Origin of the sequence: Paraflavitalea pollutisoli, from assembly GCF_029360705.1 — a bacterium.
GTDB classification, from domain to species: Bacteria; Bacteroidota; Bacteroidia; order Chitinophagales; family Chitinophagaceae; genus Paraflavitalea; species Paraflavitalea pollutisoli.
The window spans coordinates 515,532-529,569 of the sequence record NZ_JARKMX010000004.1 but is presented as its reverse complement, the minus strand read 5'-3'; the positions used below and the strand labels follow the sequence as shown (position 1 = coordinate 529,569).

General features: G+C 50.3%; 14 protein-coding genes. 4 read left to right on the top strand and 10 right to left on the bottom strand.

All coding sequences use genetic code 11. The features are described 5' to 3' along the window. The first annotated feature begins 12 nt into the window (after positions 1–12). On the top strand, positions 13–2,016 hold the full coding sequence (locus P2W70_RS12030) for a RagB/SusD family nutrient uptake outer membrane protein (protein WP_276481708.1): 2,004 nt from the start codon (positions 13–15) through the stop codon (positions 2,014–2,016). Between the two features lie 146 nt (positions 2,017–2,162). On the opposite strand, the gene P2W70_RS12025 is transcribed toward P2W70_RS12030, so the two are convergent. Genes P2W70_RS12025 through parS form a run of 3 tightly spaced genes read right to left on the bottom strand, consistent with a single transcriptional unit; the run spans position 2,163 to position 3,804 of the window. Continuing rightward, positions 2,163–2,816, bottom strand: a complete 654-nt coding sequence (locus P2W70_RS12025; protein WP_276481707.1) for a hypothetical protein — start codon at positions 2,814–2,816, stop codon at positions 2,163–2,165. Between the two features lie 35 nt (positions 2,817–2,851). Beyond that, complete coding sequence (locus tag P2W70_RS12020) at positions 2,852–3,310, bottom strand: RES family NAD+ phosphorylase (RefSeq protein WP_276481706.1); 459 nt, start codon at positions 3,308–3,310, stop codon at positions 2,852–2,854. Beyond that, on the bottom strand, positions 3,310–3,804 hold the full coding sequence (gene parS / locus P2W70_RS12015; RefSeq protein WP_276481705.1) for a type II RES/Xre toxin-antitoxin system antitoxin: 495 nt from the start codon (positions 3,802–3,804) through the stop codon (positions 3,310–3,312). Before parS ends, P2W70_RS12020 begins: the two co-directional genes overlap by 1 nt. 295 nt (positions 3,805–4,099) lie before the next feature. Between parS and P2W70_RS12010 the strand changes: the two genes are divergently transcribed. Further along, on the top strand, positions 4,100–5,149 hold the full coding sequence (locus P2W70_RS12010; protein WP_276481704.1) for a sensor histidine kinase: 1,050 nt from the start codon (positions 4,100–4,102) through the stop codon (positions 5,147–5,149). Between the two features lie 11 nt (positions 5,150–5,160). On the opposite strand, the gene P2W70_RS12005 is transcribed toward P2W70_RS12010, so the two are convergent. From P2W70_RS12005 to rpsO, 7 genes are all read right to left on the bottom strand, one after another. Continuing rightward, positions 5,161–5,688 (bottom strand): class IV adenylate cyclase, encoded by a 528-nt coding sequence (locus P2W70_RS12005; protein ID WP_276481703.1) that lies wholly within the window; start codon positions 5,686–5,688, stop codon positions 5,161–5,163. A gap of 121 nt (positions 5,689–5,809) precedes the next feature. After that, positions 5,810–6,274: a hypothetical protein gene (locus tag P2W70_RS12000; protein WP_276481702.1), complete on the bottom strand. Its 465-nt coding sequence runs from the start codon at positions 6,272–6,274 to the stop codon at positions 5,810–5,812. A gap of 166 nt (positions 6,275–6,440) precedes the next feature. Beyond that, positions 6,441–7,250 carry a M48 family metallopeptidase gene (locus P2W70_RS11995; protein ID WP_276481701.1) on the bottom strand — a complete coding sequence of 270 codons (810 nt, stop codon included), beginning with the start codon at positions 7,248–7,250 and terminating at the stop codon, positions 6,441–6,443. Between the two features lie 161 nt (positions 7,251–7,411). After that, complete coding sequence (gene plsY / locus P2W70_RS11990; RefSeq protein WP_276481700.1) at positions 7,412–8,080, bottom strand: glycerol-3-phosphate 1-O-acyltransferase PlsY; 669 nt, start codon at positions 8,078–8,080, stop codon at positions 7,412–7,414. Positions 8,081–8,161: 81 nt separating this feature from the next. Continuing rightward, positions 8,162–8,989, bottom strand: coding sequence for a 50S ribosomal protein L11 methyltransferase (prmA, locus tag P2W70_RS11985; protein ID WP_276481699.1), 828 nt, complete (start codon positions 8,987–8,989; stop codon positions 8,162–8,164). Between the two features lie 107 nt (positions 8,990–9,096). Next, entirely contained in the window at positions 9,097–11,268 is a 2,172-nt protein-coding gene (pnp, locus tag P2W70_RS11980) for a polyribonucleotide nucleotidyltransferase (protein WP_276481698.1), read from the bottom strand. Between the two features lie 167 nt (positions 11,269–11,435). Then, positions 11,436–11,708 (bottom strand): 30S ribosomal protein S15, encoded by a 273-nt coding sequence (gene rpsO / locus P2W70_RS11975; RefSeq protein WP_276481697.1) that lies wholly within the window; start codon positions 11,706–11,708, stop codon positions 11,436–11,438. 219 nt (positions 11,709–11,927) lie between these two features. Here rpsO and P2W70_RS11970 point away from each other — a divergent pair, with 219 nt between their 5' ends. Together P2W70_RS11970 and P2W70_RS11965 are read left to right on the top strand one after the other, a co-directional pair. Beyond that, positions 11,928–12,935 (top strand): Gfo/Idh/MocA family protein, encoded by a 1,008-nt coding sequence (locus P2W70_RS11970; RefSeq protein ID WP_276481696.1) that lies wholly within the window; start codon positions 11,928–11,930, stop codon positions 12,933–12,935. 15 nt (positions 12,936–12,950) lie between these two features. After that, positions 12,951–14,036 (top strand): glycosyltransferase, encoded by a 1,086-nt coding sequence (locus P2W70_RS11965; protein WP_276481695.1) that lies wholly within the window; start codon positions 12,951–12,953, stop codon positions 14,034–14,036. Positions 14,037–14,038: the final 2 nt, after the last annotated feature.

The following is a 14,038-nucleotide window of genomic DNA, read 5'->3' as shown; positions in this document are numbered from 1 at the left end:
GATATGCAACATATGAATAAGACGCTGAAGCGAGCATCGAAGGGCCTCACCCTGTTAGTGGGCGGTATGGTATTGCTGAGCAGCTGTAAAAAGAGTTTTCTGCAACCGGAGCCCCTGTCTTTTTATGAGCCGGGTGCCACTTTCAATACCGAAAACGGTTTGATGGCCGCCATGGCCATCTGCGACCGTCACCTGAAGGGCTACTGGGCGGTCGATCACAATGAAATGCTGACCCTGGGCACGGAGTATATCTTCTCCGAAATGATGGTGGCTGGGGCTACGGATAAGCGCAACATGTTGTGCGATGTGGCGAGCATGTTGACCCCGACCAGCGAAACGGTTTACCAGAACCTTGACCGTACCAACAGTATCTGGTACCTGTGGGAAGAAACCTATAAAGGCGTTATGTACGCCAACACCATCATTCAATATGTGGATGGGGTGAAGGAACTGAGTGAAGCCGTCAAGAATGCCTACAAAGGCAGGGCTTATTTTCACCGGGCTTTCCGTTATATGGCGCTCACCATGGAGTTTAACGATATCCCGCTGGTGACGACCGTGGTCGGTGTGCCCAAGCAGAACTTCCGCAGCACTACCCGTGATGCCATTCTGCAAATGATCACCGCCGATATGGAAAAGGCGGTAGAATGGGTACCCGATCAAAAAGACATGCCGCTTACCGGCCTGGTCAACAAAGGCGCGTGCCGCATGTTGTATGCCAAATGTTTGATGGCTACCGGTCAATACGAAAAGGCGAAAGAGCAAATGGATATCCTGATCAACCAGTCGGGTTATTCACTGATGCAGGGCAATTTCGGCACCTTCAACCCAGGTGGTGAGCCCAATACCTGGCCCATTACCCGCAATGTGATCTGGGACCTGCACCGTCCGGAGAACAAGCTGATCGCTTCCAACAAAGAAGTGATCATGGGTATGCCCAACCGGGGTGCCGATGTGGAAGCCTTCATTCCCATGCTCACCATGCGTATCCTCTATCCGTTTGTATTCGACAACCGGATCCAGACCAAGGACGGCAAACAAGCCTTGCTGAACATTCGCCGCAGCGATGTCAACAACTACAACAACAAGTACGATTACATGCGCGCCTTTGGCCGTGGTATTGCTACTTTCCGCCCCAGCAGTTTTTCCACGAAAGACATGTGGGCAGTAAATGGCACGATCGATGCTACCGACCTGCGTCATAGCTCTACCCATGGCAACTGGATCCGTATGGAAGATTATAAGGTCAACAACAAGGCCTCTACCGAATTTGGCAAGCCGCTGTCCCTGCGCAACAACAATGGAGCGCTGCTATGCAGCGATACCATCCGCCGCTGGTTCGATGTGCCACACTACAAGTTCTTCCTGAATGACCCGATCAATGAAGCGAATATTACTGGCTCTGATGGTCTGCGTGGTGCCACCAATGGCGGTATCGCCGACTGGTACCTGTACCGCCTGGCAGAAGCCTACCTGTTGCGCGCCGAAGCCAAGTATTACATCAATCCCGGTGATGCGACCATCGCCGCTGACCTGAACGCCGTTCGTCAACGGGCACAATGTTCACAGCTCTATAACGGTGCCGTCACTATTGGCGATATCATGAACGAGCGTGGCCGTGAATTGTATTGGGAAGAATGGCGCAATGTGGAATTGAAACGCGTATCGCTGTGCCTGGCGCGTAGCGGCAAACCGGATGAATGGGGTAATACGTATTCACTGGAGACCTTCGACAAGCAGGCAGGCACCGACAACGCCGGTGGCAGCTATTGGTACCAGCGAATCGTACACTACAGCATGTACAACAAAGGCCCGATCTCGATCAACTCCACGGGTAACGCTACGCCCAACTATACCATGGATAAAAAGAACATGTACTGGCCCATTCCCTATGCCGCCATTACCTCCAACAACAAAGGACGGTTGTCGCAAAACTTCGGTTATGATGGTTATGATGCAGGTGTTCCCAAATGGGATAAGTGGGAAGATGCCGTGAAAGACGAAGCTACTTACTAGGCAGTTAGAAACGTTGAATATAGCATGCAGGCCGGCTGATCTGCTTCTCCGGCAGGAAGCAGGTTAAAGGCCACACTTTAAAGCCCCCTCGGATCGAAAGATCTGAGGGGGCTTTGGTTTTACAGCTCGTTACATTACCGACACGGTCAACGCTTTTCAGCGTCATCCTTTGGCTCCTGCGCGCCGTCGTCTTCCGCATCATCTTCCTCCTCTTCCCATTCGGGCTCATACGGCTCCAGGTCATCCTCGTCAGGCTCGTCTTCCACCACCGAGTAGCGGTAATTGCCTTCACCAGCGTACTGCTTCAGTTTGGCCAGCACCGCCGTCTGCAGGTTGGCAGGCTCTACCACCAAATGCGGCAATCCGTTTTCGTCTCCTGTATGGATATCGATCAAAGGAATGTTGTCGCTGTCTTCTTCCAACAGGAATTGCGTGATCTTCTCAAAGTCTGGATACTGAGGAATATGAAATTCCGCAGCAAACTCATAGCCGGCAAAAATGATGTTGTGCACCAGTCCGTAGTCGACTTCGTTCATGTCAATCTCTTCCTTGTTCGCCTCCAGGTAGCCTTTCAGGTCTTCGGGCGATACATTGAATTCATAAAAGGTATCCCGGATGCCGAGGCACAACAGATCGACCCAATAACCGGCGAAGGTAAAGTTGCCATTGCTATGTTTGCGGATCACGAGCGCAAAGGCCAGGCGTTCGGTTTCCCAATCTACACTTAGCAGGCAGCGGTCTATGGGAAGCGTTCGCGCACGCGTTTGGATATACTTTTCGGCTGATACGGGCTTTGTCATGCCGCAAAAATACAGATAGTTAAGTTGCCCCCTCGCTATTTAAAGACTCGCTTATCGAATGGGAATTTTTCCACCTCCAATATTTTGATCCTGGAAAACTCTGAATGCTTGGGGTTGATCAATAGATTAAAGTCCCCGCGAGTTACTACAGAAGGTATTTGCAATACGCAGTATTGATTTTCAGCGATAAATTTATCGCCAACAGCCTGAGTTGCGTTCGGATGCGGGAAAATGTTCCAATCTATTGGTAAGTCACCAATATTTAATTTTAACAGCGAAATATTGTCGGGAATAAATAGTGTCATCATCATATAATCCACAGGAAGCGTAGCCAGGGTGAAATGAACTGCCACTTCCGCCATTGCGAGAGATCGGTTACTCGCAGTATAAATCATTTCTACTCCAATTGAATTCCACCGGGCCCCTTTCATAGCAGCACCTTTCCCCGACAAAGTAGAAGCATACATTTCTCTTGATAAACGATATGCTTCCATTATACTAAAATTCCATGATTGATCCTGGTCAGTTCGCCGATGACTAACTCTTTTCCATAAGAATCCATCAACAGGTCCATTGGCTTTAAATTACCCAAAGAGAAGTTAGGCGTATCCAGCCATAGCTTGAATTTTTCCATATCTCCGAAAACATCAAGTCCAACGTTGGTCACCTCTGCCATTTCAATTATTTTCTCTGATTGAATCGGCTTGAAACTTTTTGAGGTCTGCTTATATCGATGTAACGACTTAGTAGATAGGTCCAGGAACTCCGCCCAGTTATCCTCAGTAAAAGGTGTAAGACTTTGAATGAGGTGAAATAGGGTATAAGGAACTCCTGACCTGATCATCCAGATCATTAGCATCTTATCGGCCAAAAAATCAGCGTAGGTGATATTCTTCCGAGTGGAAGGAAATTTTTTATCAGCCTTTGCACGTTTCACTATATTGGTGATCTCTCTGTCTAATTTATTGGTAATTTCAATAGGTGGCATTTTTCCTCCTTAGACTTTTGTCCCTAAAAATAAGACATTTTTCCAGCTTTGGCAGTAGTTTGTATGTTAAAAGCCCAACCTTCGCCCGGCCTACTATTGTGCCTTAAGAACCAATAAATTACGAGTAAGTCAGCAAATTAATCCACATTAGGTAAGTAGGGATTGGGCACGCCGGTCACCGTCCTTCAACTCATCCCGTATTTTATACACTTCATGCAGTCAAACCGGTCGGTTACCGGCTTCTTAACAGCGTTGTAGGGCGACTGGTACTACATTTGCGCCCAGCCCTTTCTACATGATAGCCAAGATGTCTTCGTTTTGTAAACCCATCGACCGGCGGTTGCGCCTGGTGGGACCCCTCGTGTTGTTTTGCGTGGGGGCCGTGTTTTTCCGGCTGCAGTTGTACCTCAATACCCCCTCCCAGAAATTGCCCATCCTCATCTTCGTCGCCATCAGTTGTGGCATGGCCGGCTGGGAAATGGCGCGTTTTGCCGCTCTTTTTCTTCAGCAAAAACTGCCTGGCCTCACACGCATCCGGCAACGGCTTTTTTACCTGCTCATAGCGCTGGTACTCATCGCACACATTGGTTTCCTGTTGCGCAACCTCGTTCATGCCGCACTCGGCACCTACCACCTCGTGTGGCCCACGCTGGTCGACTATTCATCGGGCATGGGCGTGCTCATCTTTTATGCAACGGTGACGCTGTTCGTGTACGAGGGTGGTTATCTGTGGAAGCAATGGCAGCGCACGGCCACGGAGAAAGAACAACTGATCGACCAACAATGGCAATCGAAGTTTGACCTCCTCAAAGCGCAGATCAATCCGCATTTCCTGTTCAACAGCCTCAACTCATTAAGTACACTCATTGCCGACAACCCGGTGCAGGCCGAGCGCTTCACCAATGAGCTGGGGAAAGTGTACCGTTATCTCCTGCACAGCAGCAACCAGGAAATGGTGCCACTGGCCGAAGAGCTGCAGTTCATTGAATCGTACGCGCACCTGCTGCGCATCCGCCACAGCGATCATTTTCAATTGTCGGTAGACGTGCCTGCCTCCTATCGCGGGCACCTCATCCCTTCCCTGTCTTTGCAGTTGCTGGTGGAAAATGCGGTCAAGCACAATGTAGTGTCGAAAGATCAGCCACTGGAGATCTGGATCAAATGTCCGGCAGGCGATGTACTGACCGTAGAAAACCGCCTGCAGCCCAGGGCCATGCCGATGCTGTCGAGCGGTATCGGGTTATCGCATATCAACAACAAGCTACGCTTACTGCAACTGCCGCCAGCCAGGATCTTTGCAGACGAGCGTGTTTTCCGGGTAGCTGTGCCCATCGTCGGCCAATAGCGGACACCCTCCTACTTTGCAGCCGCTTTTTCCAGCAGCAAATCACTGTAAGAAAACTGAACCAGGTCATCATCCCCAACGCCAAAGGCCAGCCGGTACTGCTCGCATTGCTCCCTTAATCGTTCTACCGGGATATCTTCAATCTTATTGCTGGCCTCTACCTCCACAAAATGGCCCAGCCCTTCCAGTACGTCGAGGTGAAACTTCACGTTGCCGATAAAATAGATCTCGCGCCGTTTTACCACGGCGACTTTTACGCCCAGGGCATTGGTCAGTGATTGCTTAAGGGCAACGGCATCCGCTACCGGTGTCAGGATGAAATCCGATTGTTTGGGCCCGGCCTGGTTGGTGCGTTGGTACCAGATGAGGTTGTTTTCGATATTGCCTTCCCGCAGTTTGAGGCGGCCGTGGGCCACGTTGAAATAAGTATCCGTTTGCGCATCCGTGCCGCGGCTTTCAGCGCCGTGGTCGATCAGGTATTGCCGGATGCGGTCACTATGTAGGGTGCGGGCTTTGAATTCGATATTGATGAATGACATGAGAAGCGGTTTTTGCAACGGCAAAGTTCGCCCGCTCGTCATTGCGATTACGCCTGGTGGATAAAAAAAACAGACCCCGGTAAGTGGGTCTGTTGCAATAAATTGAAAGTGTCGGTGTGGTTTAATCTGCCATAGCTGCTACGCGCTTACCGGGAACGGGCGCTCTGCGAGCTGGTTTGGTCGGTGTCGCTACAGGTGCAGGCGCTACTTTGCTGAAACGCATCGCAGTCCATACATGATCGAGGGCTACTTCATCGGCGCCTTCAAATCCGGCATTCCGAACGCAGTCCCAGCTGCATTGACGATTGAGATTGGTGGCGATCTTAGAAGAGGTTTTCGGATACGCGATCCAGAATTTACCTTCTTCCTGTAATGCCGGGATCACGTCCTTCATGATACCTGTCAACTGGTTCTCATTGACCGCAAACACCAGTGCAAAGTCGATTTTGCGCGACTTCAATAAAGGCGTTACGTTCTTTGAAAAGGCTAATTTGATAAATTGTTTTTCGATCGAAGAAGGAAGTCCCTGGATCAGTACATTTTTCTCTTCCTGAAGCTGAAGCTTATCTAATAAGTTTTGCGACATGCCTGAGAAGTTTTTTTAGTAAGTAACTAAGGATTAGTTCAAACGGGATTGCAAAGGTAAGGCAAATTGAACATGTTTTGCCACCTTTCGCATTAAAAAACCCGCCATGGGCTTTAATTGGCCGATGGCGGGTCTGCAAAAAACTGTTATATAATTTCCCCTTAATCTATTTCCCAACTGGTTTATAGTACTTAAGCGCTTCGGGCATGAGCTCGCGCAACTTTTCTATACGGGTCGCTTCTGCGGGGTGTGTACTCAGCATTTCCGGTGGTTTCTGACCATTGCTCGCTGCTGCCATACGCTCCCACAGGGGAATAGCCTGTTGTGGATCGTAACCAGCCATCGCCGAGAAGATCAATCCAAAACGGTCGGCTTCCAACTCCTGCTTACGCGAGAAAGGTAACAAAGCGCCTACCTGCGAACCGATACCATAAGCACTCATGAACAGGTTTTGCGCGGCGGGCGTCTTGTTGGCTATGGCTACAGAGAGCAATTGACCACCCAATTGCTGGGCACTGGCCTGGCTCATCCGTTCGTTGCCATGCTTGGCCAGGGCGTGGGCGATCTCATGGCCCATTACAACCGCAAGAGCGGCCTCATTTTGTGTGATGGGGAGTAAGCCCGTATACACCACGATCTTGCCACCAGGCATACACCAGGCGTTTACCTCGTTCGAATTAACCAGGTTGTACTCCCATTTGTATCCATTGAGCTCTTCCGATAAGCCCTGGGTGGCATAATAGCTCGTAATAGCAGTCACCAGCCGTTGTCCGATACGACGCACCATTTCAGCATCCTTGCTGGCGCTGGCGCTCACCACTTTATTCTGCGTCAGGAACTGCTGGTATTCGGTGGCTGCCATACTTTGTATGTCGGCCTCATTGAACAAAGACAACTGGTTCCTGCCGGTAATTTTATTTTGGCTGCAGCCTACTAGGAGGGCTAAAGTGGCGGCTGCAACAAAGACTCTTTTCATGGAAATTTATATTTGTGTCAAAAATAGTTAAACAATCTTTGTACCAGCTACTAATTTGATACCAGTGTTGGTCAATATCCATTCAAACTGAGGCTGGTACAAAAAAGAAACATCCGCCTAGTGTGGCAGATGTCCCCAGTTTTTTATCGATGTGTTGACGATTAATCTTCTTTAGCGAGGCGGCGGCGCTCTCTGCGGCGGTCGCGGTGCTTCAAAATAGGCACTTTGCTTTCACTGCCCCGCAGCAAGCGGGTAATGTTCTTCTGGTGGGTAAGTACCACCAGCAGGGCTACAGCAATAGCGAAAGCCCGGTACAACGGTTCCTTCTCATTGAAGATGAAAAGGATCAACACGGCAAACGCAATGCTGGCCAAAATTGAACTCAGCGATACGAAACGTGTCAGGTACAATACCAGGAGAAACACGCCTACACAACAGATGGCTACGATCGGCTGGATCGCGAGGATCATTCCGAATAAAGTGGCCACCCCTTTACCGCCTCTGAAATCGGCCCAGATGGGAAATATATGCCCCAGCACGGCAGCCAGGCCCAATCCCACCATCAGGTTGGTACGGTCCCATTCATTGGTAGAATCTGCGTAAAAAGGTAGTAAAAGATATAGACTGGTAGCGGCAACGCCTTTGAGTACATCCATCGCCATCACGAAAGTGCCCCAGCGGGAGCCGAGCACGCGGAACGTGTTGGTGGCACCGGCATTACCGGAACCATATTCACGAATATCGATACCAAAGAACCCTTTGCTGACCCAAACAGCAGTAGGAACAGAGCCGATCAAATATGCTATTACAATGACGAGCACTTCTTTCATTGCATAGTTGGTTGAAAGTTGGAAAATTCAAATATAAGGGAAAAACATGTCAATATCGTGTCTCTCACCCTTTTATTCTGTTTACTGAGTAGTAAACTGTAGGGCGATCCATGCCTGATGTTGTTTTTCGTCCACAAATTGAATTCCATTTGTGCTTGCCGAATGTAGGATATCAGACCGGTCGCCTGCCAGCAGGCCACTCATGATAATAACGCCGCCTGGTGTTAAATGTTGTTGCAGACTTGCCATATTTGCCAACAAAACATGCTTGTTGATATTGGCTAATATGATATTAAATCTGCCATATTTTTCTAAACTATCAGCCTTCTCCAGCACGATCTTTGTGGCGCCGTTGACCGCGATATTTTCCGCCGCATTGTCGATACTCCAGTCATCATTATCGATCGCCATCACCGTCGACGCCCCTTGCTGCTCTGCCAGTACTGCCAATATTCCCGTGCCCGTACCGAAATCGAGTACTGATTTCCCAACCAGGTCAAGATGCTCCATATACTGCATCATCATGTACGTGGTACTGTGGTGCCCGGTACCAAAACTCATCTTGGGCGTAATGATGATCTCGTATTGCACATCGGCGACCGGCGCATGAAAATGAGCCCGCACGGCACAGAATTTATCAACCACGACCGGTTCGAAATTCTTCTCCCACTCTTCATTCCAGTTGCGCTGGGCAATCGTTTCGGAGCTGTAAGTCACCGTCATCGATTCGGCCAGCTCTACCAGCGCCGCTTCATCCAGTTGCTCTTCGGGAATAAAGGCAGAGAGGTACTGTGGTCCCTCTTCAAAACCTTCAAATCCTTGCTCATTCAGCAGGGCGATCAGTATTTCCTGTTGCTCTTTCGTCACCGGGTGAAAACGCACGTGGGTGTAGTTGGCCTTTGTCGACATAATATGTTGTTGTAAATGAATGGTAGCGGGTATTCATGAAAAAGGGTGCGCTACTTTGTCAGCAGCGCACCCTTTATTATTTAGCTGGTATTAATAACCGTGGGGGATTACTGCTGGGGAGCAGCGCCGTTACCCTGGGGCGCTCTTGGAGGAGCACCACCTTCTGGTTTAGGCATTAATACTTTGCGGCTCAATTTGAACTTGCCGGTCTTGTGGTCGATGCCAATCAGTTTCACTTTCACCTTCTCGCCTTCTTTCAACACACCTTCCATGGTATCGAGGCGCTTGTGAGAGATTTCGCTGATGTGCAACAAACCTTGCTTGCCGGGGAGGAACTCGACGAATGCACCGAATTCCTTGATGCCCTTAACGGTAGCTTCGTATACGGAGCCAATTTCAGGCATGGCAGTGATACCCTTGATCCAGGATACCGCTTTGTCCAGACCTTCTTTCGCCGGGCTGAATACGCTTACTTCACCGTACTGACCAACTTCTTCGATGTTGATGGTCGTACCGGTTTCGCGTTGGATCTCCTGAATGATCTTTCCTTGTGGTCCGATCACCGCACCAATGAATTCCTTGTCGATGAAGAGTTTCTCCATGCGTGGTGCATGTGGTTTCACTTCTTCACGGGCAGCAGGAATACATTCGTACATGGCTTCGAGGATGTGCAGACGGCCTTTGCGGGCTTGCTCGAGGGCTTCGCGCATCGTATCCATGCTGAGACCATCGATCTTGATGTCCATCTGTACACCACAGATACCTTCGCGGGTACCGGTTACCTTGAAGTCCATATCGCCGAGGTGATCTTCATCACCCAGGATATCGGTCAGGATTGCATACTTGTTGTCGACAGCGCGGGTAACCAATCCCATCGCTACACCACCTACGTGCTTGGGTAAAGGCACACCAGCATCCATCAGCGCGAGTGAACCGGCACAAACGGTCGCCATAGAAGAAGAACCGTTTGATTCGAGTACGTCACTTACCACGCGTACGGTGTAAGGATACTCGTTACCAGGCATCATTTGCTTCAGGGAGCGCATGGCGAGGTTACCATGACCTACTTCACGACGGCCGGGCCCGCGCATCATCTTCACTTCACCGGTAGAGAATGGTGGGAAGTTGTAATGCAGGATGAATTTGGTGTAGTCGGAAGTGGCAGCACTTTCGATCAGCAGTTCGTCCAGCGGTGTACCGAGGGTAACCGTCGTCAGCGACTGGGTTTCACCGCGGGTAAACAGCGCAGAACCGTGGGGAGAAGGCAGTGCGTCTACTTCCATCGCCAAACCACGAACCTGGTCGAGCTGACGGCCGTCGAGACGTACGCGATCATTGATCATCATATCACGCACCAGTTCCCACTGCAGATCTTCGTAATATTTTTTAGCTTGTTTCTTTGTTTTGTCGTCGGCTTCTTCACCGAGGCTTTCGATCAGTTCCTTTTTCAGGGTATCGAAGGCATTGCTGCGGTCGTGCTTGGCAGAAGCGCTTTTTGCGATCGCATAGATCTTGTCTTTGGTAAATTCGGTCACCTTGGCGCGCAGTTCTTCGTTCTGCTCGGGTTTGGTGTAGTCGCGTTTACCTTGTACACCTGCTTTTTCACGCAGTTCGTGTTGCGCTTTGATCTGGATGCGGATCGCGTCGTGTGCTACTTCGAGAGCCTTTACCAGGTCTTCTTCGCTGCACTCTTTCGATTCACCTTCCACCATCATCAGGTTCTTTTCAGTAGCTGCGATGAGGAAATCCATATCGGCAGTGGCGAGTTCAGTGCGGCTGGGGTTGACAACGAAGTTGCCACCGATCCGTGCTACACGCACCTGAGAGATCACTTCTTTAATCGGAATATCTGATACGGCGAGGGCAGCAGAAGCGGCGAGACACGCGAGCGCGTCGGGCACTACTTCTTTATCGCTGGAGATCAGCGTTACCAGCACCTGTACATCGCAGAAATAATCTTCGGGGAACAGGGGGCGCAGGGAACGGTCGATCAGGCGGCTTACCAATACTTCATAATCGTTCAGGCGGCCTTCTCTTTTGAAGAAAGAGCCTGGGATACGGCCGGCAGAGGCGAATTTTTCGTTGTAGTCTACTACCAGGGGGAAGAATTCTTGTCCTTCTTTGGGTTCTTTGTTGGCTACTACAGTGGCCAGCATAATGCTGTTGCCCTGGCGAACGGTAATGGAGCCATGAGCCTGGCGTGCCAGTTTACCGGTCTCGATGGATACCATACGGCCACCACCGATGTCGAATGTTACACTAATAGGTTGAGAGAGCATGTTGTCTCATTTTTTGATTGGCGCACGCAAGCATGCAGGCGGGAAGTTGTGGCTTGCGGGCAATCGGTTTAAAATACAATTTCTGTGTGCTGGATCAGCAGGTCAGTAAAACAAGTATTCCCAACCGGTAACTTCAGTTGGGAATAATATCTTAGAGCTTGTTCTGACTATTTTCTGATTCCGAGTTTCTCGATCAGCGCGCGATAACCCTGGAGGTTATGCTTGCTCAGATAGGTCAGCAGGCGCTTACGTTGGCCTACCATCTTCATCAGACCACGCTGAGTAGAAAAGTCATGCTTGTTTTTCTTGAGGTGGGCGGAAATTCCGTTGATGCGCTCAGTCAGCAAAGCAATTTGACCTTCGATAGAACCAGTGTTGGCAGCTGTTCCACCATACTGCGTGAAAATATCTGATACTTTTTCTTTAGTTAAATACGGCATCTCATTTTTTTTTAAAAAACATCCAAATTTTTACTTCTTCTATAATTTGGCGGCAAAGGTATGGTTTTAATCGCGATTTCAATATCTTGCCAGCCCGTTTTTTTTACACATCGTGGATAACCGGGGCACGGAAACGATTGACTGTCCAGATCGCAGTATCCGGCTTGTGCTGGCCGCGAAAATACGGCATATCGACCGCTATCACCTTTAAAACCAGGCATGAGCTATCACTTTGCATTGATCGGTTGCGGCCACATCGGCCAGCGCCATGCAGCACAGATTGCCCGCTTCGGCCGGCTGGATGCCGTTTGTGACCTCGACGAGGCACGCTCCCAGTCCGTCGCCAACCAGTATGGCGCCCGGTCGTACACCTCCATCTCAGCGATGCTGGCTGCCGAAAAACCGGCCGTGGTCAGTGTCTGCACGCCCAACGGCCTGCACGCCCCCCACACCATCCTGGCCCTGGAAGCCGGCTGCCATGTATTGTGCGAAAAACCCATGAGCATTTCCCGCGAAAGTGGCCTGCGCATGATCGCCGCCGCCGAAAAGGCCGGCAAGCGCCTGTTTGTCGTCAAACAAAACCGCTACAACCCGCCCGTAGAGGCGATCAAAGCCCTGATCGAAGCCTGTAAACTGGGCCGCATCGAAAGTTTCCAGGTCAACTGCTTCTGGAACCGCCCCATCGCCTATTATACCAACAGCTGGCACGGCACCCGCGAACTCGATGGCGGCATCCTCTATACCCAGTTCAGCCATTTTATCGACCTGTTGTACTGGCTGCTCGGCGACGTGAAAACCGTACAGGGACTGCGTGCCAACTACAGCCATGGCGACCACATCGAATTTGAAGATACCGGCGCGGCGCTGCTGCAGCTCGAAAACGGCGCGGTCGGCACCGTGCAATACACGGTCAACAGTCACCACAGTAATATGGAAGGATCGATCAGCATTTTCGGGTCCAAAGGCACCGTGAAGATCGGTGGCCAGTACCTGAACCAGATCGACTACTTTTCCGTGACCGGAGAGCAGGCACCTGCCTTGCCGGCCGGACAAAGTGCCAACCATTACGGCTTTTACCAGGGCAGCATGAGTAACCATGATAAGGTGTACCAGCACTTGCTTTGCGCACTGGACGATCCCGCTTATCGTTTTGTAGAGGCCGCGGAAGCGTTGAAGAGTGTCGACATTATTGAAAGGATCTATGCGGCATCTCCCCTCCTACCTTAAATTGCAGCCCCTGGTATGAAGCAACTCGTATTTACCGTCACCAACGACCTCAATTTTGATCAGCGCATGATCAGGATCTGTACGTCGTTGAGCCAGGCAGGATACGGGGTCACTTTGGTGGGCCGCACCATGCCCGACTCGATCCCGCTGCGGGAACAGCCCTTCCGGCAGAAGCGCCTGCGCTGCTTTTTTTCGGCTGGTAAGGGTTTTTACCTGGAATACAACATCAGGCTCTTTTTTTACCTGCTATTCACCCAATTAGACCTTATTTGCGCCATCGACCTGGATACCATCCTACCCTGCTATGGGGTGTCGGTACTGCGCCGCAAACCCCGGGTATATGATGCCCATGAGCTGTTTTGCGAAATGAAGGAAGTGGTGACCCGGCCGGCCATTTACCGGATCTGGAAGCGGGTGGAGCGCTTTGCCGTACCTCGTTTTCCGAAGGGATATACCGTCAACGAACCCATTGCACAAGTTTTTAAAGATTTGTACGGCGTTGACTATGAAGTAGTAAGAAATGTACCGGTAGAAAAACCGCTGACCATACCGCCCAAGCCCGAAAAGTACATCTTGTACCAGGGATGGGTCAATGAAGGCAGGAGTTTCGAAACGCTCATTCCCGCCATGCAACAGGTCGATGCCCGCCTGGTCATCTGCGGCGACGGCAATTTTATGGAACAGTCAAAGTCACTGGTAGCGGCACATGGGCTCGAAAACAAGGTCATTTTCAAAGGACGGGTACTACCACACGAATTAACTCATTATACCGTTAATGCCTGGATTGGCGTGACCCTGTTTGAAAATAACGGGCTGAGCAACTATTTTTCGCTGGCCAACCGGTTCTTTGATTATATGCAGGCAGGTATTCCACAACTGGGTGTGGATTATCCAGTTTACCGGGAAATAAACAATCTGTACCAAATCGCTGTTCTTATTGACGATCTGAGACCGGACAATATTGCGGTTCAACTTAACAGGTTGTTAAATGATGAACAATTGTACAGGGACTTGCAACAAAACTGCCTTGCAGCGAGAAATGTATTTAACTGGCAACAGGAGGAGAAAAAACTGATTGCTTTTTATTCATCGTTTAGTTGAGC

Coding starts and splice junctions, on each gene's coding strand:
- P2W70_RS12030 (WP_276481708.1), top strand. CDS start 13: ATGAATAAGACGCTGAAGCGAGCATCGAAGGGCCTCACCCTGTTAGTG.
- P2W70_RS12025 (WP_276481707.1), bottom strand. CDS start 2,816: ATGACAAAGCCCGTATCAGCCGAAAAGTATATCCAAACGCGTGCGCGA.
- P2W70_RS12020 (WP_276481706.1), bottom strand. CDS start 3,310: ATGGAAGCATATCGTTTATCAAGAGAAATGTATGCTTCTACTTTGTCG.
- parS (WP_276481705.1), bottom strand. CDS start 3,804: ATGCCACCTATTGAAATTACCAATAAATTAGACAGAGAGATCACCAAT.
- P2W70_RS12010 (WP_276481704.1), top strand. CDS start 4,100: ATGATAGCCAAGATGTCTTCGTTTTGTAAACCCATCGACCGGCGGTTG.
- P2W70_RS12005 (WP_276481703.1), bottom strand. CDS start 5,688: ATGTCATTCATCAATATCGAATTCAAAGCCCGCACCCTACATAGTGAC.
- P2W70_RS12000 (WP_276481702.1), bottom strand. CDS start 6,274: ATGTCGCAAAACTTATTAGATAAGCTTCAGCTTCAGGAAGAGAAAAAT.
- P2W70_RS11995 (WP_276481701.1), bottom strand. CDS start 7,250: ATGAAAAGAGTCTTTGTTGCAGCCGCCACTTTAGCCCTCCTAGTAGGC.
- plsY (WP_276481700.1), bottom strand. CDS start 8,080: ATGAAAGAAGTGCTCGTCATTGTAATAGCATATTTGATCGGCTCTGTT.
- prmA (WP_276481699.1), bottom strand. CDS start 8,989: ATGTCGACAAAGGCCAACTACACCCACGTGCGTTTTCACCCGGTGACG.
- pnp (WP_276481698.1), bottom strand. CDS start 11,268: ATGCTCTCTCAACCTATTAGTGTAACATTCGACATCGGTGGTGGCCGT.
- rpsO (WP_276481697.1), bottom strand. CDS start 11,708: ATGCCGTATTTAACTAAAGAAAAAGTATCAGATATTTTCACGCAGTAT.
- P2W70_RS11970 (WP_276481696.1), top strand. CDS start 11,928: ATGAGCTATCACTTTGCATTGATCGGTTGCGGCCACATCGGCCAGCGC.
- P2W70_RS11965 (WP_276481695.1), top strand. CDS start 12,951: ATGAAGCAACTCGTATTTACCGTCACCAACGACCTCAATTTTGATCAG.